We start from the raw sequence: 20720 nt of genomic DNA, 5'->3' as shown, positions 1-20720 counted from the left end.
TTATAACGCTAGGTATAGTGAGGATGAGGGCGTGAGCCACACGCCATGGGACTGGGTAGCATGGACAGGGGGCATGGATGGGCATCAATCATTGGCCAGAAGGTGAGCGGCCCCGTGAAAAACTGCTGACCATGGGGGCGCAGTCGTTATCGGATGCCGAACTGCTGGCGATCTTTCTGCGGGTGGGGGTCCAGGGGCGTTCGGCAGTGGACCTGGCGCGTGACCTGCTGGCGAGCTTTGGCGGGTTGCGGCAGCTGCTGGAGGCAGACAGAGAGCAGTTTTGTGCCGCCCGGGGGTTGGGCGATGCCAAGTTTTCCCAGTTGCAGGCCACGCTGGAGCTATCACGGCGGCATTTGGCCAGCCAGCTGGCACGCGGCAACGCGTTGACCTCGCCAGCCCTGGTGCGCCACTACCTGAGTTCGCAGCTGCGCCACCTGGGGCATGAAGAGTTTGCGGTACTTTTTTTGGATACTCAGCACCGAATCATTCGCTATGAATCCCTGTTTCGCGGTACCCTAGACAGCGCATCCGTTTACCCCCGCGAAGTTGCCAAGCGTGCGTTGGAACTCCACGCTGGCGCTGTCATCCTGGCCCACAATCACCCTTCGGGTGTGGCTGAGCCCAGCGACGCTGATCGACGTATCACCGAACGCTTGAAAGATGCCCTTGCTCTCTTTGACGTGCGAGTGCTGGATCATTTTGTGGTGGGAGACGGAGACGTGGTGTCCTTTGCCGAGCGCGGCTGGCTCTAGCGGGCAGGTCATGCGCACGCACTCCGGCAGTATCGAAAAGGCAGGCTGGCCCGCTCGATGCTGCGGCTGTCGTGACGAAAATTGTCCAAAAACGTGCTTTTTTGGCCTTTTTGGGCGGTTTCGCTTGCTGGTGGCCGGGTGCTCTGGTATAAAGTGCCACCTTTGAACTTGGGTTGAATAACGGATTTGGGTACAGCTAGGCGGTTAACTGCGTCGACTCCCTCCCTGCTCCGGTTTGCCCGACAGTTTTGAACAACTCGCCAAGCGGTTGGAGGCTCTCATGTCCAAAGTATGTCAGGTTACCGGCAAGCGTCCGGTAACTGGTAATAACGTTTCTCACTCCCAGCGCAAGACTCGTCGTCGTTTCTTGCCGAACCTGCACACCCATCGCTTCTGGGTGGAGTCTGAAAACCGCTTCGTCAAGCTGCGCGTTTCCTCTAAAGGCATGCGCATCATCGACAAGAAAGGTATCGACTCGGTTCTGGCCGACATCCGCAAACGCGGCGACGCTATCTAAGCCAGTTTCTGGCTCAGCATTTTTGGGAGAGTTAAACCATGCGCGATAAGATCAAGCTGGTGTCTAGTGCCGGTACTGGCCACTTCTACACCACTGACAAGAACAAGCGGAACACCCCGGATAAGTTCGAATTCAAGAAATACGACCCGGTCGTCCGTAAGCACGTCATCTACAAGGAAGCCAAGATCAAGTAACCTCGGTTACGATGATCGGCTTTCACCGCAGGCGAGCGCCTGTTGAAAAACCCGGCCCCAAGCCGGGTTTTTGCATGTCTAACGTTCGCGTTTCGCGTGTTAGCATCGCTGTCACTGTGCTGTCATCATAGGCTTTCATCATGCCCGAATTGCCTGAAGTGGAAACCACGCGGCGTGGTATCGCGCCCTACCTGGAAGGGCAGGAGATTACCGAAGTGCTGGTACGCCAGCCGCGCCTGCGCGTTCCCGTGCCGGATGACCTGGCCGAGCGGCTGGTCGGGGCTCGCGTGGGTGAGCTTGCCCGGCGCGCCAAATACCTGCAGATCCCGCTGGCCACGCCCACCGGCCACGCCACGCTGCTGTGGCACCTGGGCATGTCGGGTAGCCTGCGGATTGCCCGCCTGGGCGATCTGCCCAAAAAGCATGACCATGTGGATATCGTCACCGCCAGTGGTCATATATTGCGCTATCACGACCCGCGCCGCTTTGGCTTCGTCGATTGGCAGCACGCCGATGCACAGTTCGATACGCGGCTGGCGCACCTGGGCCCGGAACCCCTCGACGATGCCTTCACGGGCCGTTGGCTCCACGCACTGTCGCGCGGCAAGCGCGTCGCCGTGAAGCCTTTCCTGATGGATAACCGCGTGGTCGTGGGAGCGGGCAACATCTATGCCGCCGAGGCGCTGTTCATGGCGGGCATCGACCCGCGCCGGGCCGCCGGACGCATTTCACTGGCGCGCTACGAAGCGCTGGCCCAGGCGGTCAAGGAAGTATTGGCGGCGGCCATTACCCAGGGTGGCACCACGCTGCGCGATTTCGTCAGCGGCCAGGGGGAGCCGGGCTACTTTGCCCAGCAATTGAATGTCTATGGTCGCCATGGCCAGCCTTGCCTGCGCTGTGGCAGTGAACTCAAGCGCATTACCCTGGGGCAGCGGGCCAGCGTATTCTGCCCCGGTTGCCAGCGCTGAGCGCCGCCCTGGGCGGCTAACTGTTTTGTTTATCTGGAGAATGTTGTGACTCAACGCCTGCGCCTGAATAAAAATGCCGATCGCCGCTTGAAGGCTGGCCATCTGTGGATCTACTCCAACGAAGTCGATATCAAGGAAACGCCGCTGAAGACCTTCGAGGCGGGCGAGCCTGCCTTGGTAGAGGCCTCCAACGGCAAGACTCTGGGCGTGGCCTACGTGAACCCGCACTCGTTGATCTGTGCGCGTATCATGTCCCGCGACCCGGAAATGCGCCTGGACCGCTCGCTGTTCGTGCACCGTTTCAATCAGGCGCTGGCGCTGCGCCAGCGTCTGTTCGATCAGCCCTTTTACCGTCTGATCCATGGCGAGGGCGACCTGCTGCCAGGACTGATCATCGACCGTTTTGGCGATGTGCTGGTCGTACAGCTCAATACCGCCGGCATGCAGGCCCTGGCCGACGAGATCGTCGATGCGCTGGAAAAGGTCATCAAGCCTGAGGTCATCGTATTCCGTAACGATACCGGGGGCCGCCGCCAGGAAGGCTTGGAAGCCCACGTGGAAGTGGTCAAGGGCACCCTGCCCGACGAAGTGCTGCTGGTAGAAAACGGCGTGACCTTTGCGGTGCCGGTACTCAACGGCCAGAAGACCGGCTGGTTCTTCGACCACCGCGTCAACCGGGCCTGGTTGAACAGTCAGGTTGCTGGAAAGCGCGTGCTGGACGTATTCAGCTATGTGGGTGGCTGGGGCGTTCAGGCTGCCGCCAGCGGCGCCTCCGAAGTGCTGTGTGTGGATGCCTCCGGCGTTGCCCTGGAGCAAGTGGCGCGCAATGCCGAGCTGAACGGCGTGCAGGAGCAGGTGGCCGTGGGTGAAGGCGACGCCTTCGAAGCGCTGGCCGCATTGAAAGCCGACGGCGAGCAGTTCGACGTGGTGATTCTCGACCCGCCTGCGTTCATCAAGAAGCGCAAGGACATCCCCAACGGTGAGCGCGCCTATGCACGACTCAACCGCGAGGCAATGCGCCTGCTGGGTCGCGATGGCCTGCTGCTGTCTGCGTCCTGCTCCATGCATCTGGCCCACGAGCGGCTGGTGGATGTGGTGCGCGGTGCCGTGCGCCATCAGGACCGCCATGGCCAGGTGATTTTCCAGGGCCATCAGGGGCCGGATCACCCCGTGCACCCGGCGATTCCCGAAACTGCTTATTTGAAAGCGCTGGGCGTGCGGGTCTTCCGCGACTGAGCATCGCCCGCTGTCGAGCGCCGTCGTCATAGGAAAGGAGGTGGACACATGGAGTGGGCGTTGCCAGAGCCGTTCGTACTCACGCTGCAGGTCGCGCCGGAAGCCATCGACGCTTACCGGCACGTCAATAACAGCGAGTACCTGCGCTGGGTAGAGCAGATCAGCTGGGCCCACTCCGAGGCGTTGGGGCTGTCGCTGGAACGCTATCGGGCGCTGGACCGGGCGATGGTGGTCCACCGCCACGAGCTGGACTACCTCGCCCCTGCTTTTCAAGACGACACGCTCTGCCTGGCCACCTGGATCGTCGACTGCGACGGCCGCTTCAGCCTGACGCGCCGCTTTCAACTGATACGGCCAGCAGACGGCAAGACGCTGCTGAAGGCGCGCACGCGGTTTGCCTGTGTCGCGCTTTCCAGCGGTCGCCCCAAGCGCTTGCCGGAAGAGTACCAGCGCATTTATGGCGCTGCGGTGGTGCCCGAGCCCGCCGAGTGATGAATCGACGGTGCGGCGTGGATTTTTTCGTCGCGGCCCGTCAAACGCTGAATTTTCTGTTGAAAAACGCCTTTACCGGCGTTTTTTTCGTTTTGCTCCCTTGGGCTGGTGGTTCACGCCTGCTGTGCTGTAATGCATTGAGCACCCAGTGATGTTGATGACCCAAGGAGAGTCCGCCATGCACATTGCCGTTCCCAAAGAGATCAAGAACCACGAGTATCGCGTTGCGCTTACGCCCACGGGGGTACGTGAGCTGGTCGGGCGTGGTCACTCCGTCAGTGTCCAGGTAGGTGCGGGCGAAGGCGCTGGCTTTCAGGATGACGCCTACCAAAGCGCGGGCGCAACATTGGAGGCCGACGTCGAGGCGCTGTGGCAGCGCGCCGAGCTGATTCTGAAGGTCAAGGAGCCCCAGCCGGAAGAGGTGGCGCGCCTGACGCCAGCGCACACGCTGTTTACCTATCTGCATCTGGCCGCCGAGCGGGCACTGACCGAAGGGCTGATGAAAAGCGGAGCCACCTGCATCGCCTATGAAACCATCACCGATACCCGCGGCGGGTTGCCGCTGCTGGCCCCGATGAGCACCGTGGCGGGGCGCATGGCCATACAGGCCGGTGCCCATGGGTTGGAGAAGGCCCAAGGGGGCTCGGGGGTGCTGTTGCCCGGCGTGCCCGGTGTGGCACCGGGGCAGGTAACGGTCATTGGGGGTGGCGTGGTGGGGGAAAACGCAGCGCGGATGGCGCTGGGGCTAGGGGCAGAGGTGACGATTCTCGATACCTCGGTGGCCCGGCTGGAAGCGTTGGATGCGCGCTACCAGGGGCGTATCAAAACCGTCTACTCCACCGCCGATGCGCTGGACCACGCGGCACGCACCGCCGACATGATCGTGGGCGCGGTGCTGATCCCCGGCGCGGCAGCTCCCAAATTGATCACCCGTGCCATGCTGGCCGAGATGAAACCCGGCAGTGTGCTGGTGGACGTGGCCATCGACCAGGGCGGCTGTTTCGAAACCAGCAAGCCCACGACCCACGCCGAGCCCACCTATCTGGTGGATGGCATCGTGCACTACTGTGTGGCCAACATGCCAGGCGCCGTGGCACGTACGTCTACCCTGGGGCTCACCAACGCGACGCTGCCGTTCGTGCTGGCGCTTGCCGACAAGGGGTGGCGCCAGGCGCTGGCAGACGATGCCCATTTTCTGCCCGGGCTGAACGTCCACGATGGCCAGATTACCTACCGGGCCGTCGCCCAGGCGTTTGGCCTGGAAAGCATCGAGCCGGCCAGCGTGGTGAAGTGACCCGCGCGCCAGGCGGTGGGTCCATTAGTAGTGGGGCGGGATGTCGTCTTCGGGGCGAAAACCGCCCTGTGAGTCGCTGGCTTGCAGCGCCTGATGCTGTTCGCGGAGCCGTTCACGCATGAGGGCGCTCAGCTGTTCCAGCTTTTCGAGGCGGCGCTCCTGCTGGGCGACGGCCTGGTCCAGGGTGTCCAGCCAATGTTCCTGATAAGCCAGCCGACTTTCCAACGATTCAATACGTTGAGTGAGCTCGGCAGGCGTTAATTCGTTTGTCATGATAACATCGTCACCGTATGTAGTATGCTCGGTACTGTTAGGAAAGGGCCTGGTAGGCCGAGTATTGTCTTGCTTCTGTTACCCATACAACAAGAGAGCTTTTATCATCCATGAACCCAAAAGTTGTTTTTCGCTGTTTCTTTATCAGTATCTTACTGGCCGCCCCCACGCCGCTTCTTCTGGCGGGGATTGTTCATTTAACCAATGCACCTCTGGCTGAACAGTGGTTGGCCGAGGCTGCTTTCAGTGTGTATGCCGCTGTGGCACTTGGCTGTTTTGCAATGTTGTTCGTCGGTACGCTGGCGGCTGCGGCCCTGGCACCACCGATGGTGGTAAAGGCCGATGTGGCCAGGGTCAAACCTGCCCCGCGTCAGCCCCAGGCAGCACCCGTGGTGGACGATGAAGAAGAGGATATCATCGACCCCAACGATGGCCGTGAAGAGGGCGAGGTCAAGTGGTTCAACACCAACAAGGGCTACGGCTTCATCACCCGGGACAATGGCGAAGATGTCTTCGTGCATTTTCGGGCGATACGCGGTCGTGGCCCACGCATGCTGGCCGAAGGCCAGATCGTGCGTTACCACGTGATCAAGAACGACCGTGGCCTTCAGGCCGATGATGTCAGCATTATCGAATAAGCGCTCCGGCGCGGTTGCTGACAGGAAAACCCCCGCCTTGTGCGGGGGTTTTTACGTTTAGCGCCCGGAATCCGGCCATTCGATGGCTTTTTCCTGGCCGCCGGGCAGCACTTGCCAGAAGCGGTCCGGGTCATCGCCAGGGTGCCATCCACCCAGCGAACAGCGGACTTCCACGTTGAGCGCTTCGGCCGCGTGCTGCGCGCACTCCTGATCGGTGTGCCAGGGGGTGTGGGCGCTGTCGAACCACAGGCTGGCAAAACCGTCGGCGGCGTTGTCCACCAGCAGCACCGGGACGCTTTCTCCCTGATGCTGGCCACGGGTTTTCCACTTGCCCTTGCCCGCCTGGCCCAAGGGTGGGGCATCGAGGGTCTCGCTGAGCCAGGCGTTGAGATCATCCAGCGACACGCGGGCCAGGTACACTTCGATATCCGGAAACCGCTCCATCATACGCATACCTCATCAGTGGTGAGCAGCGCCTGCAGGGTGGCTTCGTAGATGCGGCTGAGCGCATCGAGGTCGCTGGCCAGCACGCGCTCGTTCACCTTGTGAATGGTGTCGTTGAGCGGACCCAGCTCCACCACCTGTGCCCCCAGGGTGGCAATGAAGCGGCCATCGGAGGTGCCGCCGCTGGTCGACAGCTGCGGGCGCTCACCGGTGACGGCTTCCACACCGCGAATGGCTGCATCGACCAGTTCGCCTTCGGCGGTCAGGAAGGGCTCGCCGTTCAAGGTCCAGTCCACATGGTACTCGAGGCCATGGCGATCCAGAATCGCTTCGGTGCGAGCTTTCAGTGCTTCGTGGGTCACTTCCGTGGAGTAGCGGAAGTTGAACACCACTTCGATGTCGCCAGGGATCACGTTGGTCGCCCCGGTGCCCGCGCGCACGTTGGAAATCTGGAAGCTGGTGGCGGGAAAGAAGTCGTTGCCGGCATCCCAATGCTCGCGTGCCAGGGCATCGAGCGCAGGCAGCGCCTGGTGAATGGGGTTGCGTGCCAGGTGGGGGTAAGCCACATGCCCCTGCACCCCTTTGACATGCAGCACGCCGCCCAGCGAGCCGCGTCGGCCGTTCTTGATCACATCCCCCAGCCGCGCCGTGGAAGAGGGCTCGCCGACGATGCAGTAGTCCAGCCGTTCGTTGCGCTCGCGCAGGTGCTCCACCACGGCTCGGGTGCCGTCCACGGCGGGGCCTTCCTCATCGGAGGTGATCAGGAAGGCGATACGGCCGTCGTGGTCGGGGTAACGGGCCACGAAGCGCTCCACGGCGGTCAGCATGGCGGCCAGGCTGCCTTTCATGTCGGCCGCACCGCGCCCGCAGAGCATGCCCTGCTCGTCGATGCATGGCTCGAAGGGCGGAAACTCCCAGCTGGTATGCGGCCCGCTGGGCACCACGTCGGTATGCCCGGCGAAGGCCAGCACCGGGCCATGATGGCCGCGCACGGCCCAGAAGTTTTTCACATCGCCGAACGGCAGCTGCTCGACATGGAAACCGAGCGCCGTGAGGCGCTCGATCATCAGGTCCTGGCAACCCTCGTCGTCCGGGGTCACCGACGCGCGACCCAGCAGGTCAAAGGCCAGGGTGAGCGTCGGTGACAGGGCAGCAGACTCAGTTGTGGGCATGCAGCGCCTCGTTCAGCGCAATGGCACTCTTGTTGGTGAGGCACTCGATGCGGCCATTTTGCGAGTTGCGGCGCAGCAGCAGGTCGTCCTGGCCAGCCAGCTCACGGGCGGCCACGGTGTTGACTTCCTGACCCTGGTCGTCGAGGACGGTCACCTTGGAGCCAGCGGTGATGTACAGGCCTGCTTCCACGGTGCAGCGGTCGCCCAGCGGAATGCCGATACCGGCGTTGGCGCCGATCAGGCAGCCTTCACCCACCTTGATGATGATGTTGCCACCACCGGAGAGGGTGCCCATGGTGGAGCAGCCGCCGCCCAGGTCGGAGCCTTTGCCGACCATGACGCCCGCTGAAATGCGGCCTTCGATCATGCCCGGGCCTTCGGTGCCCGCGTTGAAGTTGACGAAGCCTTCGTGCATGACCGTGGTGCCTTCGCCCAGGTAGGCGCCCAGGCGTACGCGGGCGGTGTCGCCAATGCGGATGCCGGTGGGCACGACGTAGTCGGTCATCTTGGGGAACTTGTCGACGCAGTCGACGGACAGCGCGCGGCCTGCCAGGCGTGCCTTGAGGCGGCGAGCCGGCAGCTCTTCGATGTCGATGGCGCCTTCGTTGGTCCAGGCGATGTTGCGCAGCAGGCCGAACATGCCGGTCAGGTCCAGGCCGTGGGGCTTCACCAGACGGTGGGACAGCAGGTGCAGCTTGAGGTAGACCTCCGGCACGGTTTGCGGCGCCTGGTCGGTGTCCAGGAACATCGCTACCAGCGGGCGCTGGCTAGTGGCGAAAGACTCGGCCAGCGCTGCCTGCTCGGAATGACCCGCGGCTTCCAGTGCTTTGGCCAGGCGGGTGCAGTCTTCCGGCAGGAAGCTGACAGGGCTGTTCTCGGCAGCGGCGCCCAGCGCTTCCTTGGCGGCGGCCACCAGGCTCTCGTCGGGGTTCAGCAGCGGGGCCGGGTAGTAGATTTCCAGCCAGTCACCCTGGGTGTTTTGGGTACCAATTCCAAGCGCAAAGCTCAGCATAACGGGGCTTCCTTCAAGGTTGTGTGTCTAAGAGGGGGCGTTCAGCCGCTCAGTTTGTCGTAATCGCCGTCGCGGTAGCCGACCAGGATGGTGCTGTTGTCGACTTCGAGTAGCGGACGCTTGAGCAGCGTGGGTTGTTCCAGCAGCAGCCGACGGGCCGACGTGGCGTCCAGCTGATCCTTTTCCTCCTGGGGCAGGTTGCGCCAGGTGGTGCTGCGCTTATTGATGGCTTCCAGCAGCGGCACCCGCTCGAGAATATGCTCCAGCAGGCTGGCCGACAGGCCATCCTTGCGCAGGTCATGGGTCTTGAAGGGAATGCCGCTCTCCTCCAGCGCCTTGCGGGCTTTGCGGCAGGTGTCGCAGGTGTTGATGATATATAGCGTCAGCATGGAAAAGCCTCCTTGTCGTGGGGTGTCGCGGCGTTAGCTGCGCTCGATCAGCTGGCGCAGTCGCTTGGCTGCTTCCAGGGTCGGTTCGAGCTCTGCCACCAAGGCTAAGCGTAGTCGACCTGCGCCCGGGTTATGGCCATCCTTGCCAGGGCGGCCCATCAGGCTGCCGGGCAACACGCTGACATGCTGTTCACTGAACAGCCGCTGGGTAAAGGCGATATCGTCGCCCCCCGGCACGGCGGGCCACAGGTAGAAGCTGGCTTCGGGCGTCGGGAACGACATGACCGGCGCAAGAACCTCGGTGACGGCGCTGAATTTCTCGCGGTAGGCGTCACGGTTGGCGCGCACGTGGGCTTCGTCCTGCCAGGCAGCGATGGAGGCGTGCTGCAGCGGCAGTGACATGGCGCAACCGTGGTAGGTGCGGTAGCGCTTGAACGGGGCGAGGAGGTCGGCGTCGCCCGCCACGAAACCCGAGCGCAGCCCCGGCAGGTTGGAGCGTTTGGAGAGCGAATGAAACACCACGCAGCGGCGGTAGTCATCGCGGCCCAGCTCGGCGCAAGCCTGCAGCAGTCCGGGCGGCGGAGTGGCTTCGTCCAGGTAGAGCTCGGAGTAGCACTCGTCGGAGGCAATGATGAAGTCGTGTTCGTCGGCCAGGGCAATGAGCTGCTTGAACTCGGCCAGCGGAGTGACTACGCCGGTGGGGTTGCCCGGTGAGCAGAGAAAGACGATCTGCACGTCGCGCCAGGTGTCGGCGCTGACGGCTGAAAAGTCCGGGCGAAAGCCGTTGTCGGCGGTACAGTCCAGGTAGAGCGGCTCGCCGCCTGCCAGTAGTGTGGCGCCTTCGTAGATCTGATAAAACGGGTTGGGTACCGCGACCTTGGCGGGGCGGGTGCGGTCCAGCGCCGCCTGCACGAAGGCGAAGATGGCTTCACGGGTGCCGTTCACCGGCAACACCTGACGTTCGGCGTCCAGCCCCGCCAGGCCAAAGCGCTGGGTGGCCCAGGCGGCAATGGTCTCGCGCAGGGCGGGCAGGCCGTTGGTGGCTGGGTAGCGCGCCATCTCCAGCTGGTGGGCAATGAGTGCGTCCAGTGCGCCCTGGTAAGGGGCATGCTGGGGCTCGCCAATGGTCAGCGGAATATGCGCAAGCCCCGCCGGAGGCGTGAGCGTTGCCTTGAGGGCAGCCAGCTTTTCAAACGGATAGGGGTGCAGGGCATTCAGGTCTGAGTTCATGGCGAGTCCGTACCGTTTATCGAACCGCCGATTATAGGCAACCCCTGGTGCAGGCTCAAACCCAACGACCAGGGGGTGTTCGGTCAGGCATCTGGGCTAGACGCTCAATACGTCGATCAGCCGCTCACGAAGCTGCTGTTGACGGGCGGGGTCGGTGAGCGGCTCACCGGCCTTGGTGGTGATGAAAAAAACGTCCTCGACGCGCTCGCCCAGGGTGGCGATCTTGGCCGCCGACAGGGCGATATCCTGCTCCATGAAGATACGCCCCACCCGGGCCAGCAGGCCAGGACGGTCGGGGGCGGTCAGCTCCAGCAGCGTACGCTCATTGGCCGGGTCCTGCTCGATGACGACCTCCGTGGGCACCTTGAAGTGCTTCAGCTGGCGCGGCGTGTGCCGGGTGACGATTTCGGGGTAGTCGTCCGGGTCGTCCAGCTCTTCCACCAGGTGGCTACGCATCTCTTCGATGCGCAGCGGGTCACGGATCGGCTGGCTGTGGCTATCCAGCACGATGAAGGTGTTCAGCGTCCAGTCGTTGTGGGACGTGGCAATCCGCGCATCGTGGATGGACAGCCCCAACTGCTCCATGGCGGCGGCCGTGGCGGCAAACAGGTCATCCGCAGAGCGGGTGTGGATGAACACCTTGGTGCCACCTTCGGCCATGTCGGCGGTGGGGGCGCTGATCAGCACCAGCGGCAGGGGAGACGGCTGGTGGGCCAGAATGCCTTGGGTCTGCCAGACGATCTCGCTGGGGGCGTACTGCAGGAAGTAGTCTTCCCCAAGGGAGTCCCATAGCGAGTCGATCTGGCTGCTGTCCACCCCGACGGCTTGCAGCAGCGAACGCGCCTCGGTGCGGGTTTCTCTGACCCAGTCGTCTCTGTCCGGCGGGTTTTTCAGCCCTCGCCGCAGAGCGCGCTTGGTCTCCGCATGAAGCTGGCGCAACAGAGAGGCCCGCCAGCCGTTCCACAGCGTGGGGTTGGTGGCATTGATGTCGGCCACGGTGAGCACGTAGAGGTAGTCCAGGCGAGTTTCGTCGCGCACGATCAGTGCAAAGTCGCGGATCACGTCCGGGTCGCTGATGTCGCGCTTCTGGGCGGTCATCGACATCAGCAGGTGATGCTCGACCAGCCAGCTGACCAGGTTCGTATCGTGCTGCGAAACGTGATGACGACGACAGAACTGCTCGACGTCACGGGCGCCGATTTCAGAGTGGTCTCCGCCGCGCCCTTTGCCGATGTCGTGGAACAGCCCGGCGATCCACAGCAGGTCCAGCTTGGGTAGCTGGTGGATCAGGTTGGCGGCCACCGGGAAGTCGTCCTTTGCCTCGGGCTTGCGGAAGCCGTGCAGAAATTTCAGCAGGCGCAGGGTGTGGGCGTCCACGGTATAGATATGAAACAGGTCGTGCTGCATCAGCCCGACCGCTCGGCCGAACTCCGGCAGGTACTTGCCCAGAATGCCGTAACGGTTCATGCGCCGGAGCTGGCGAGGCACGTTGCCCGGCGCCCGCATGAGCGCCATGAAGAGCCGCTGGTGGCGCGGGTCTTCCCGGTAGTGGTCATCGATCTGATGGCGATGGTCACGGATCAGGCGAATGGTGTCGGCGCGCACGCCTTCGATTTCCGGGTGCTTGGCCATCAGCAGAAACAGCTCCAGCATGGCGGCTGGGCGTTCGCGAAACAGGCTGCGCGAGCGGGCCTGAATGTAGCCCCCCTTGATCTCGAAACGGTCGTTGAGCTTGACGGTTTCCAGCGACTCCTTGCCGCGCAGGATCACTTCGTCGAAGTGCTGCAAGAGCATGTCGTTGAGGCCTGCCAGCGCCGTTACATGGCGGTAGTAGCGCTTCATGAACTGTTCGACGGCCAGCCGCTCGGGCGTATCCTTGAAGCCGAACATGTCGGCGATGGTGCGCTGGTGATCGAACAGCAGGCGGTCTTCGGCGCGCCCGGTGAGCATGTGCAGGGCGTAGCGAACCTGCCACAGGAACGACTGCCCCTGGCTGAGGATGCGCAGCTCGGCGTCGTTCATGAACCCGTTGGCGACGATGTCGGTGTACTGCTCGGTGCCGAAGTGCCGCTTGGCGACCCAGCCGATCATCTGAATGTCTCGCAGGCCGCCGGGCGAGCTTTTCAGGTTGGGCTCCAGGTGGTACTCGGAGTTGTTGTAGCGATAGTGGCGGGAGATCTGCTCTTGCCACTTGGCCTCGAAAAAGCGGTCGGCGGGCCATACGTGGGGGGCGCTCAGGCGCTCACGCATCTGTTCACGCAGGTGCTCGGGACCTGCGATCAAGCGCGACTCCAGCAGGTTGGTGATGACCGTCACGTCGGCTTCGGCCTCCCGCTCGCAGTCGTTGAGCGAGCGTACGCTATGGCCGATCTCCAGACCGATGTCCCACAGGAACGTCACGAAGGCGCTCAGCGGCTCCCGGTAGGGGGTATCGTCATCGTGTTCGAGCAGCAGCAGCAGGTCGATGTCCGAGTGGGGGTGCAGCTCTCCGCGCCCGTAGCCGCCCACCGCCACCAGGGCGATGCCGGTGTCGGGCCAGGCATGGCGCTGCCAGGCAATCGCCAGCAGCTGGTCGAGATACCATGCGCGGCCACGTACCAGGTCACGAATGTCTGCACCCGCGCGAAACTGCTCGTCGAGGCGCGCCTGAATCTCCTTGAGCGCTGCCTTGAACGGAGCGATGGGAGAGCGTGCCCCGGCCAGCTCGGTGCGAAACAGCGCCAGATCGAACAGCGACGTATCCGGCTCGAACCGGTAGTGGTGTAGTAGCATCAGGCGTTCAGGAAGCCGAAGTCTTCGTCGCTGCGCGCGGTGAGCACTTCCACGCCGGTCTCGGTGACCAGTAGCGTGTGCTCCCACTGTGCCGACAGGCTGCGGTCCTTGGTCACCGCGGTCCAGCCGTCGCGCAACACTTTGGTCTTGTAGCCGCCCACGTTGATCATCGGTTCGATGGTGAAGCACATGCCCGCGTCGAGGCGAATGTCGGCATCCGGGGCGTAGCCATCGTAGTGCAGGAACTGAGGGTCTTCGTGGAAGTCGGCACCGATGCCGTGGCCGCAGAAGTCACGCACCACCGAGTAGCCATGGGCTTCGGCATGCTGCTGAATCACGCGGGCCAGCTCGGAAAGACGCACGCCGGGTTTGACCAGGGCGATGCTCTTGTACAGACACTCCTGGGTGATGCGGCACAGCCGCTCGCCCTGGATGGTCTCGCCGATCACGAACATCACGCTGGAGTCGCCGTGGTACCCGTCGGGGGTGCGCACGGTAATGTCCAGGTTCATGATGTCGCCGCTTTTCAGCTTTTTGGCGTCATCCGGGATGCCGTGGCATACCACGTGGTTGATCGAGGTGCAGGTGGCCTTGGGGAAGCCGTGATAGTTCAACGGCGCCGGGACCGAGCCCAGTTCGTTGACGATGTACTCGTGGCACAGGCGGTCGATCTCGCCGGTGCTGATGCCTGCCTGGATGTGCGGCGTGATCATTTCGATGACGCTGGCGGCCTGGCGTCCGGCTTCGCGCATTTTCTCGATTTCAGAAGGCGTCTTGATAGGAACGTTCATGAATTCTCGATGTGGCTTCAGAGTAGGTGATGAGTAGCAATTTCGGCGGGTAAACGCAGCGGCGACTTCATCTTGGCAATGATCTATGGTATAAAGCCGCGCGCTTTCCTGCAATCGCCATCCGCAGCTTCTTTTGCTGGCGCAGGCGGCAGGCAAGGGCAACAAGAGCGCAACTCAGCATGGCTGGGTTGCAAGATAGCAAGCCTTGAAAACACACATGCACCGGCACATGGTCCCGGGTGCCTTTAGCAACGCCTGGCGGTGCTACTGGTCGGATCCATGGGGTGCGTGGAGGCCTAACCCGAGTTTCAGGAGTTTTACCATGTCTCACGTCAATATGCGTGACCTGCTGAAGGCAGGCGCTCACTTCGGTCACCAGACCAAGTACTGGAATCCGAAGATGGGCAAATACATCTTCGGCGCGCGCAACAAGATCCACATCATCAACCTTGAGCACACTCTGCCGGCGCTGAACGAAGCGATCGACGTGATCGAGAAGATGGCGTCTTCCAACAACAAGATCCTGTTTGTTGGTACCAAGCGCAGCGCGAGCAAGATCATCAAGGAAGAAGCCAACCGTGTTGGCCAGCCGTTCGTCAACCATCGCTGGTTGGGCGGCATGCTGACCAACTTCAAGACCATTCGTCAGTCCATCAAGCGTCTGCGTGACCTGGAAGTCATGCGCGAAGACGGCACGTTCGACAAGCTGACCAAGAAAGAAGTCTTGATGGCCACGCGTGAGCAAGAGAAGCTCGAGCGTTCTATCGGTGGTATCAAGAACATGGGCGGCCTGCCGGACGCACTGTTCGTTATCGACGTTGACCACGAGCGCATCGCGATCAACGAAGCCAACAAGCTGGGTATCCCGGTCATTGGCGTGGTAGATACCAACTCTAACCCGGATGGCGTTGATTACGTGATCCCGGGTAACGATGACTCCATCCGCGCGATCCAGATCTACGTGAAGGCGATTGCCGACGCGTGCACCCGTGCGAAAGAAGGTCGTCCCGAAGAGTTTGTCGAAGTGACGGAAGAAGCCGCTTCTGCCGACGCTGACGCTGCTGCCGAGTAACACTGGCAGTGGGTGCGGCGGGCAGTTGAGCCGCATCGTCAAGAGGGGGCCTTATGCCCCCTTTTTCCCGCTTTGGGCGCGCCCAGGCGGGCCGATCACGCCGAGCACCAGGTGCCGGCAAGCGCTCTGCACCGTGATACGCAACGGTCATCTATCGTGCGTATACTCTGTAGCGCGTTTAACTCTCAGTTAGAACCATTTCCGAGGTGAAATCTCATGGCAGCTATCAGCGCCTCTCAGGTTAAGGAACTGCGCGAACGTACCGGTCTTGGCATGATGGAGTGCAAAAAAGCACTCACCGAAGCCGGCGGCGACATTGACGTGGCGATCGAAAACCTGCGTAAAAGCTCTGGCCTAAAAGCCGCTAAGAAAGCGGGTCGTACCGCTGCAGAAGGCGCCGTGGTAACGCGTGTTGCTGAAGACGGCAGCTACGGCGTCATGGTCGAAATCAACTCTGAAACCGATTTCGTTGCCCGCGACGACAACTTCATCGCTTTCTCCAACAAGATCGCTGATGCGTTCTTCGCTGCCAAGAGCGAAGACGTGGCTGCCGTGATGGCGGGCGACCTGGAGTCTGCGCGTGAGCAGCTGGTTCAGAAAATCGGCGAGAACATCGGCGTGCGTCGTGCCGTCGTGGTAGACGCAGTGGACGCTGGCCTGGTTGGCGAGTACGTTCACGGTGGCCGTATTGGCGTATTGACCGTGCTGAAAGGCGGCAATGCCGAGGTTGCCAAGGACGTTGCCATGCACGTTGCTGCCATCAACCCGGCCGTGGCTCATCCGGCCGACATGCCCCAGGAAGAGCTGGACAAAGAAAAAGCCATCATCCTGGCGCAGCCGGACATGGCAGGCAAGCCCGAGCAGATCGCCGAGAAGATGGTCGAAGGCCGTCTGAAGAAGTATCTGGCCGAGAACAGCCTGACCGAGCAGCCCTTCGTCAAAGACCCGAACCAGACCGTTGCCGAATTCGTCAAGGCAGCTGGCGGTGAAGTGGTCAGCTTCACTCGTTTCGAAGTGGGCGAAGGCATCGAGAAAGAAGAAGTCGACTTTGCCAAAGAAGTTATGGAACAGGCTGGCCGTCGCTAAGGTCGAATGTTTCTGTAAGATGATGGCGTGCGCGCGAGCGCACGCCTTCGTGTATCCGGCCCCTGTGAAATACAGGTGCTGTCTCGCCCACCTGTGTCCAGGTCTGCCTCAGGAGAGATGCCATGTCACGTGAGATTCAAGAGTCTGCCCCCGCTGCCACGAAACTCGACAAGTCGAAATCGAAATACAAGCGTATTTTGCTGAAGCTGTCGGGCGAAGCACTGATGGGAGAGCACGATTTTGGTATCGACCCCAAAGTGCTGGACCGAATGGCACTGGAAATCGGCCAGCTGGTCGGGATCGGTGTGCAGGTGGGTATCGTGATTGGAGGTGGTAACTTGTTCCGTGGCGCTGCGTTGAACGAAGCGGGCATGGACCGAGTGACGGGTGACCACATGGGAATGCTGGCCACCGTGATGAATGCCCTGGCCATGCGCGATGCGCTGGAGCGCTCGAATATTCGTTCACGGGTGATGTCGGCGATTCCCATGAGCGGTGTGGTGGAGCACTATGACCGCCGTACTGCCATTCGCTACCTGACTTCCGGTGACGTGGTGCTGTTTTCTGCAGGCACCGGCAACCCTTTCTTTACCACGGACTCGGCCGCCTGCTTGCGCGGTATCGAAGTGGACGTGGACGTCGTCATCAAAGCCACCAAGGTGGACGGCGTGTACAATAAGGACCCGGTGAAGTACCCCGACGCCGTAAAATACGACCAGCTCTCCTACGACGATGCTCTGGAGCAGAAGCTGGGCGTGATGGATTTGACCGCAATCTGCCTGGTACGTGACCATGATATGCCGGTGCGGGTATTCGATATGAACAAGCCTGGTGCCCTGCTGAATCTGGTAGTAGGGGGCAAGGAAGGCACGCTGATAGACAGAGGGTAACAACGTGATCAACGACATCAAGAAAGATGCAGAATCTCGCATGAAGAAGAGCGTCGAGGCGCTGCACGTCAACTTTAACAAGATTCGTACCGGGCGTGCGCATCCCAGCATCCTGGATGCCGTGACCGTTGAGTACTACGGTGGCCAAGTGCCGTTGAATCAGGTGGCCTCGGTCAGCGTCGAAGACGCGCGCACCTTGGCCGTTGCTCCTTGGGAGCAGGGTATGGTGCCGAAGATCGAAAAAGCGATCATGACCTCTGATCTGGGGCTCAACCCCTCCAGTGCGGGTAACGTGATTCGCGTGCCCATGCCGATGCTCACCGAAGAAACGCGCAAGGGCTACATCAAGCAGGCGCGTGGCGAGGCCGAGACGGCCCGTGTGGCGGTGCGTAACGTGCGTCGTGACGCCAACGGTGACTTCAAGTCGCTGTTGAAAGAGAAAGAGATCACTGAAGATGATCAGCGCCAGGGCGAAGACGAGATCCAGAAGCTGACCGACAAGTACATCGCCGAGATCGACAAGGCGTTGGCAGCAAAAGAGCAGGATCTCATGCAGGTATAACGATGTCGTCGACATCGCAGACTGCGTTCACTTCACCACGGGCAGCCTGGCTGCCCGTGGGCCATCGCTTGGCTTTAATATGATTGATCTTTGGTGCGAGACCCCATGACCTCCCCCCAGCTTCCCCCACAGCAGCCGGGCGGCACGGAGCCTTCTCGATCCGAGGGGGTGATGCCGTCCCATGTTGCGATCATCATGGATGGTAACAATCGCTGGGCTCGGGCGCGTGGGCTGTCAGGTGCGCGGGGCCATCGAGCGGGCGTCGAAGCCGTGCGTGCCGTCATCGAGCGTGCCGCCGAGCGGGGCGTTGGAACCCTCAGCCTGTTTGCGTTCTCCAGTGAAAACTGGAAGCGTCCAGCGGCCGAGGTCAACGCGCTGATGGAGCTTTTTCTGATGGCCTTGAAACGCGAGGTCAAGAAGCTTCACGAGCGCAATATACGGCTTTCCATCATTGGCGAGCAGCGTGGCTTTTCCCACGCCATCCAGAAACACATTCAGCGTGCTCAGGCACTGACTGCCGACAATACGGGCATGCACCTGGTGATTGCCGCCAACTACGGCGGCCAGTGGGATATCACTCGCGCCGCACGCCAATTGGCCGAGCAGGTCGCCGCAGGCGAGTTGAGCCCCGACGCCATTGACGAAGCGCGGATGGATGCTGCCATGGGGGTCGAGCAGGTGCCGCCGGTGGATCTGTGTATCCGCACCAGTGGCGAGCAGCGCCTGTCCAATTTCCTGCTTTGGCAGCTGGCCTATGCAGAACTGCATTTTTCACCCTTGCTGTGGCCCGACTTCAACGGGGCGGCTTTCGACAAGGCGGTCGACGATTTCTGCTTGAGACGTCGCCGTTTTGGCATGACCGACGAACAAATAGAGGCGCAAGGTGCTTAAACAGCGAATCATCACCGCTGCCTGGCTGGCACCCCTGGTGCTGGCCGGGCTGTTTGGATTACAGGGCGGCGCGTTTGCGCTGTTTACCGCCGTCGTGGTGCTTCTGGGTGCCTGGGAGTGGACCAATCTCGCAGGCGTGACGCAACCGAGCCAGCGGCTCGGTTGCGTCGTCGGAATGGCAATGCTCATGGCGCTGCTGTGGTTCAGTGGGGCGGCTTATGCCATCTGGCCGCTATGGCTGGCTGCCGCCGGTTGGCTGCTGAACCTGTACTGGGTGACCCAGTACCCGGCGGCGGGCCAGCAGTGGCAGAGCACCACCCGGCGGCTGTCGATGGGCGCCTGGGTGCTGCTGCCTTGCTGGGTGGGGTTCAACGTCCTGCGTGATAGCGGCGCCGTGTGGCTGCTGTTCGTGCTGCTGTTGGTGTGGAGCGCGGACATCGGCGCGTACTTTGCTGGCCGCCGTTGGGGCAAGCGCAAGCTGGCCCCGCGGGTCAGCCCCGGCAAGTCCTGGGAAGGCGTGCTGGGCGGGCTTGCCGCTACGAGCTTGCTGGCGCTGCTGTTCGCCCTGTGGCAGCCCTTGGGCGTCGCTGGTGGCATCGCGCTGCTGTTGGTCACGGCCGTCGTCACGCTGATCTCGGTGCTGGGTGACCTGCTGGAAAGCATGCTCAAGCGTTACCGTGACATCAAGGATTCCAGCCAGCTGCTGCCCGGCCATGGGGGCGTGCTGGACCGTATCGATAGCCTGACCGCCGCCATACCGATCTTTGCCTTGTTCTACCTGCTGGTACTACAGGCCCAGGTGAGTGCGCTATGAGTACCGTGCCTGTTCAGCAAGTGACGGTGCTCGGGGCCACGGGCTCGATAGGCACCAGTACTCTGGATGTGATCGCCCGCCACCCTGACCGCTATCGCGTTTATGCGCTGACGGCCCATACCTCAAAAGAAGCCCTGCTGGCGCAGTGTCGGGAACATCGGCCCCGGTTTGCGGTGCTGGATGACGCGAACGATGCCGAGTGGCTTCAGCAGGCACTCGCACCAACGGGCATCGATACCAAGGTGCTCTCTGGCCCCGAGGCGCTATGCGATGTCGCCAGTGAGCCAGAGGTCGATACCGTCATGGCCGCCATCGTGGGGGCCGCTGGCCTTCTGCCAGCGCTGGCGGCGGCAGAGGCAGGCAAGCGCGTGCTGCTGGCCAACAAAGAGGCGCTGGTCATGAGTGGCGCGCTGTTCATGGAGGCGGTCGAGCGCTCTGGTGCCATCCTGCTGCCGATCGATTCTGAACACAATGCCATCTATCAGTGTCTACCCAGCGAGCATCGTGGTGGGCTGGCCAAGCATGGCGTGCGTCAACTGCTGTTGACCGCGTCGGGCGGTCCCTTCCGGGGCTGGGCGGCGGCCGACATCGCCAAGGTGACGCCCGAACAGGCGTGTGCACATCCGAACTGGTCCATGGGACGCAAGATCTCCGTCGACAGCGCCACGCTGATGAACAAAGGGCTGGAGCTGATCGAGGCCTGCTGGCTGTTCGACGCCGCGCCTGAGCAGGTACAGGTGGTCGTACACCCGCAAAGCGTCATCCACTCGATGGCAGCCTATGACGATGGCTCGGTGATTGCCCAACTGGGCAACCCCGATATGCGTACCCCGATTGCTTACGGCCTGGCGTGGCCGGAGCGCATCGATGCTGGCGTCGAAGCGCTGGATCTGTTCCAGGTGGCACGACTGGATTTCGAGGCGCCTGACGAGGCACTGTTTCCCTGTTTGCGGCTGGCGCGAGAAGCGATTCAAAAGGGTGGCGCGGCGCCAGCCATTCTCAATGCGGCCAACGAAGTGGCGGTGGATGCCTTTCTGACCGAAACCATCGGCTTCAGCGAGATTGCCGAGGTGGTGGCAGCGGTCATGGCACAGCCTTATCAGGGCGATGCCGCGTCTCTCGAGCAAGTATTGAATGCGGATCGCTGGGCGCGTGAGCAGGCGGAAATCATCGTGCGCCAGCGAATGGCTGAGCACTCTCCACTTTAACGGCGGGTCATGTAAAGGAGCAC

General features: G+C 62.1%; 23 protein-coding genes. 15 read left to right on the top strand and 8 right to left on the bottom strand.

Annotation, left to right across the window (positions count from 1 at the left end; genetic code table 11):
- Window positions 1-77: 77 nt before the first annotated feature.
- The 7 genes from radC (at window position 78) to ald (ending at window position 5453) form a co-directional block, all read left to right on the top strand.
- Window positions 78-752, top strand: a complete 675-nt coding sequence (radC, locus tag FEU76_RS03845) for a RadC family protein (protein WP_039175218.1) — start codon at window positions 78-80, stop codon at window positions 750-752.
- Window positions 753-1032: 280 nt separating this feature from the next.
- A complete protein-coding gene (rpmB, locus tag FEU76_RS03840; RefSeq protein WP_016915065.1) occupies window positions 1033-1269 on the top strand; it encodes a 50S ribosomal protein L28 in 237 nt (78 codons plus the stop codon).
- Between the two features lie 38 nt (window positions 1270-1307).
- The gene (gene rpmG, locus FEU76_RS03835) at window positions 1308-1463 is read left to right on the top strand and encodes a 50S ribosomal protein L33 (protein WP_009098622.1); all 156 of its coding nucleotides are present in this window, start codon (window positions 1308-1310) and stop codon (window positions 1461-1463) included.
- A gap of 140 nt (window positions 1464-1603) precedes the next feature.
- Window positions 1604-2431 (top strand): bifunctional DNA-formamidopyrimidine glycosylase/DNA-(apurinic or apyrimidinic site) lyase, encoded by an 828-nt coding sequence (gene mutM / locus FEU76_RS03830; RefSeq protein WP_100731437.1) that lies wholly within the window; start codon window positions 1604-1606, stop codon window positions 2429-2431.
- A 45-nt stretch (window positions 2432-2476) separates the two neighbouring features.
- Window positions 2477-3667 (top strand): class I SAM-dependent rRNA methyltransferase, encoded by a 1191-nt coding sequence (locus FEU76_RS03825; RefSeq protein WP_039175220.1) that lies wholly within the window; start codon window positions 2477-2479, stop codon window positions 3665-3667.
- Window positions 3668-3715: 48 nt separating this feature from the next.
- A complete protein-coding gene (locus tag FEU76_RS03820) occupies window positions 3716-4159 on the top strand; it encodes an acyl-CoA thioesterase (RefSeq protein ID WP_096922075.1) in 444 nt (147 codons plus the stop codon).
- 178 nt (window positions 4160-4337) lie between these two features.
- On the top strand, window positions 4338-5453 hold the full coding sequence (gene ald / locus FEU76_RS03815) for an alanine dehydrogenase (RefSeq protein ID WP_144980487.1): 1116 nt from the start codon (window positions 4338-4340) through the stop codon (window positions 5451-5453).
- A 24-nt stretch (window positions 5454-5477) separates the two neighbouring features.
- Here the strand turns inward: ald and FEU76_RS03810 are convergent, their stop codons facing one another.
- Window positions 5478-5726: a SlyX family protein gene (locus FEU76_RS03810; protein WP_039175223.1), complete on the bottom strand. Its 249-nt coding sequence runs from the start codon at window positions 5724-5726 to the stop codon at window positions 5478-5480.
- A 110-nt stretch (window positions 5727-5836) separates the two neighbouring features.
- Here FEU76_RS03810 and FEU76_RS18780 point away from each other — a divergent pair, with 110 nt between their 5' ends.
- Window positions 5837-6364, top strand: coding sequence for a cold-shock protein (locus FEU76_RS18780; RefSeq protein ID WP_039175224.1), 528 nt, complete (start codon window positions 5837-5839; stop codon window positions 6362-6364).
- 57 nt (window positions 6365-6421) lie between these two features.
- On the opposite strand, the gene FEU76_RS03800 is transcribed toward FEU76_RS18780, so the two are convergent.
- The 7 genes from FEU76_RS03800 to map form a co-directional block, all read right to left on the bottom strand.
- On the bottom strand, window positions 6422-6811 hold the full coding sequence (locus FEU76_RS03800) for a hypothetical protein (protein ID WP_144980484.1): 390 nt from the start codon (window positions 6809-6811) through the stop codon (window positions 6422-6424).
- Window positions 6808-7980, bottom strand: coding sequence for a succinyl-diaminopimelate desuccinylase (gene dapE / locus FEU76_RS03795; RefSeq protein ID WP_096922077.1), 1173 nt, complete (start codon window positions 7978-7980; stop codon window positions 6808-6810). The genes FEU76_RS03800 and dapE overlap by 4 nt, the downstream gene beginning before the upstream one ends.
- Window positions 7967-8992 (bottom strand): 2,3,4,5-tetrahydropyridine-2,6-dicarboxylate N-succinyltransferase, encoded by a 1026-nt coding sequence (gene dapD / locus FEU76_RS03790; RefSeq protein ID WP_039175227.1) that lies wholly within the window; start codon window positions 8990-8992, stop codon window positions 7967-7969. Before dapD ends, dapE begins: the two co-directional genes overlap by 14 nt.
- Window positions 8993-9033: 41 nt before the next feature.
- Window positions 9034-9381, bottom strand: coding sequence for a Spx/MgsR family RNA polymerase-binding regulatory protein (locus FEU76_RS03785; RefSeq protein ID WP_016915053.1), 348 nt, complete (start codon window positions 9379-9381; stop codon window positions 9034-9036).
- 33 nt (window positions 9382-9414) lie between these two features.
- On the bottom strand, window positions 9415-10611 hold the full coding sequence (gene dapC / locus FEU76_RS03780; protein WP_144980481.1) for a succinyldiaminopimelate transaminase: 1197 nt from the start codon (window positions 10609-10611) through the stop codon (window positions 9415-9417).
- A gap of 96 nt (window positions 10612-10707) precedes the next feature.
- Complete coding sequence (locus FEU76_RS03775) at window positions 10708-13383, bottom strand: [protein-PII] uridylyltransferase (protein ID WP_144980479.1); 2676 nt, start codon at window positions 13381-13383, stop codon at window positions 10708-10710.
- Window positions 13383-14174 carry a type I methionyl aminopeptidase gene (gene map, locus FEU76_RS03770; protein WP_039175230.1) on the bottom strand — a complete coding sequence of 264 codons (792 nt, stop codon included), beginning with the start codon at window positions 14172-14174 and terminating at the stop codon, window positions 13383-13385. The genes FEU76_RS03775 and map overlap by 1 nt, the downstream gene beginning before the upstream one ends.
- Window positions 14175-14496: 322 nt before the next feature.
- Here map and rpsB point away from each other — a divergent pair, with 322 nt between their 5' ends.
- The 7 genes from rpsB (at window position 14497) to ispC (ending at window position 20697) form a co-directional block, all read left to right on the top strand.
- On the top strand, window positions 14497-15246 hold the full coding sequence (gene rpsB, locus FEU76_RS03765) for a 30S ribosomal protein S2 (protein WP_039175231.1): 750 nt from the start codon (window positions 14497-14499) through the stop codon (window positions 15244-15246).
- Between the two features lie 216 nt (window positions 15247-15462).
- A complete protein-coding gene (tsf, locus tag FEU76_RS03760; protein WP_039175232.1) occupies window positions 15463-16332 on the top strand; it encodes a translation elongation factor Ts in 870 nt (289 codons plus the stop codon).
- Window positions 16333-16454: 122 nt separating this feature from the next.
- Window positions 16455-17222: a UMP kinase gene (gene pyrH / locus FEU76_RS03755; RefSeq protein ID WP_039175233.1), complete on the top strand. Its 768-nt coding sequence runs from the start codon at window positions 16455-16457 to the stop codon at window positions 17220-17222.
- A 4-nt stretch (window positions 17223-17226) separates the two neighbouring features.
- Window positions 17227-17784 carry a ribosome recycling factor gene (gene frr, locus FEU76_RS03750; protein WP_039175234.1) on the top strand — a complete coding sequence of 186 codons (558 nt, stop codon included), beginning with the start codon at window positions 17227-17229 and terminating at the stop codon, window positions 17782-17784.
- Between the two features lie 105 nt (window positions 17785-17889).
- On the top strand, window positions 17890-18675 hold the full coding sequence (gene uppS, locus FEU76_RS03745) for a polyprenyl diphosphate synthase (RefSeq protein ID WP_039175235.1): 786 nt from the start codon (window positions 17890-17892) through the stop codon (window positions 18673-18675).
- Window positions 18668-19489, top strand: coding sequence for a phosphatidate cytidylyltransferase (locus FEU76_RS03740; protein ID WP_144980476.1), 822 nt, complete (start codon window positions 18668-18670; stop codon window positions 19487-19489). The genes uppS and FEU76_RS03740 overlap by 8 nt, the downstream gene beginning before the upstream one ends.
- Window positions 19486-20697 carry a 1-deoxy-D-xylulose-5-phosphate reductoisomerase gene (ispC, locus tag FEU76_RS03735; protein ID WP_096922081.1) on the top strand — a complete coding sequence of 404 codons (1212 nt, stop codon included), beginning with the start codon at window positions 19486-19488 and terminating at the stop codon, window positions 20695-20697. Before FEU76_RS03740 ends, ispC begins: the two co-directional genes overlap by 4 nt.
- The last annotated feature ends 23 nt before the right edge of the window (window positions 20698-20720 follow it).

Source organism: Halomonas sp. C22, from assembly GCF_007655045.1.
In the GTDB taxonomy this organism is placed as follows: Bacteria; Pseudomonadota; Gammaproteobacteria; order Pseudomonadales; family Halomonadaceae; genus Vreelandella; species Vreelandella hamiltonii.
This window is presented reverse-complemented; position numbering and strand designations above follow the sequence as displayed.

Excerpts from the sequence above, each read along its gene's own strand:
- radC (WP_039175218.1), top strand. The coding sequence starts at position 78 with ATGGGCATCAATCATTGGCCAGAAGGTGAGCGGCCCCGTGAAAAACTG.
- rpmB (WP_016915065.1), top strand. The coding sequence starts at position 1,033 with ATGTCCAAAGTATGTCAGGTTACCGGCAAGCGTCCGGTAACTGGTAAT.
- rpmG (WP_009098622.1), top strand. The coding sequence starts at position 1,308 with ATGCGCGATAAGATCAAGCTGGTGTCTAGTGCCGGTACTGGCCACTTC.
- mutM (WP_100731437.1), top strand. The coding sequence starts at position 1,604 with ATGCCCGAATTGCCTGAAGTGGAAACCACGCGGCGTGGTATCGCGCCC.
- FEU76_RS03820 (WP_096922075.1), top strand. The coding sequence starts at position 3,716 with ATGGAGTGGGCGTTGCCAGAGCCGTTCGTACTCACGCTGCAGGTCGCG.
- ald (WP_144980487.1), top strand. The coding sequence starts at position 4,338 with ATGCACATTGCCGTTCCCAAAGAGATCAAGAACCACGAGTATCGCGTT.
- FEU76_RS03810 (WP_039175223.1), bottom strand. The coding sequence starts at position 5,726 with ATGACAAACGAATTAACGCCTGCCGAGCTCACTCAACGTATTGAATCG.
- FEU76_RS18780 (WP_039175224.1), top strand. The coding sequence starts at position 5,837 with ATGAACCCAAAAGTTGTTTTTCGCTGTTTCTTTATCAGTATCTTACTG.
- FEU76_RS03800 (WP_144980484.1), bottom strand. The coding sequence starts at position 6,811 with ATGATGGAGCGGTTTCCGGATATCGAAGTGTACCTGGCCCGCGTGTCG.
- dapE (WP_096922077.1), bottom strand. The coding sequence starts at position 7,980 with ATGCCCACAACTGAGTCTGCTGCCCTGTCACCGACGCTCACCCTGGCC.
- dapD (WP_039175227.1), bottom strand. The coding sequence starts at position 8,992 with ATGCTGAGCTTTGCGCTTGGAATTGGTACCCAAAACACCCAGGGTGAC.
- FEU76_RS03785 (WP_016915053.1), bottom strand. The coding sequence starts at position 9,381 with ATGCTGACGCTATATATCATCAACACCTGCGACACCTGCCGCAAAGCC.
- dapC (WP_144980481.1), bottom strand. The coding sequence starts at position 10,611 with ATGAACTCAGACCTGAATGCCCTGCACCCCTATCCGTTTGAAAAGCTG.
- FEU76_RS03775 (WP_144980479.1), bottom strand. The coding sequence starts at position 13,383 with ATGCTACTACACCACTACCGGTTCGAGCCGGATACGTCGCTGTTCGAT.
- map (WP_039175230.1), bottom strand. The coding sequence starts at position 14,174 with ATGAACGTTCCTATCAAGACGCCTTCTGAAATCGAGAAAATGCGCGAA.
- rpsB (WP_039175231.1), top strand. The coding sequence starts at position 14,497 with ATGTCTCACGTCAATATGCGTGACCTGCTGAAGGCAGGCGCTCACTTC.
- tsf (WP_039175232.1), top strand. The coding sequence starts at position 15,463 with ATGGCAGCTATCAGCGCCTCTCAGGTTAAGGAACTGCGCGAACGTACC.
- pyrH (WP_039175233.1), top strand. The coding sequence starts at position 16,455 with ATGTCACGTGAGATTCAAGAGTCTGCCCCCGCTGCCACGAAACTCGAC.
- uppS (WP_039175235.1), top strand. The coding sequence starts at position 17,890 with ATGACCTCCCCCCAGCTTCCCCCACAGCAGCCGGGCGGCACGGAGCCT.
- ispC (WP_096922081.1), top strand. The coding sequence starts at position 19,486 with ATGAGTACCGTGCCTGTTCAGCAAGTGACGGTGCTCGGGGCCACGGGC.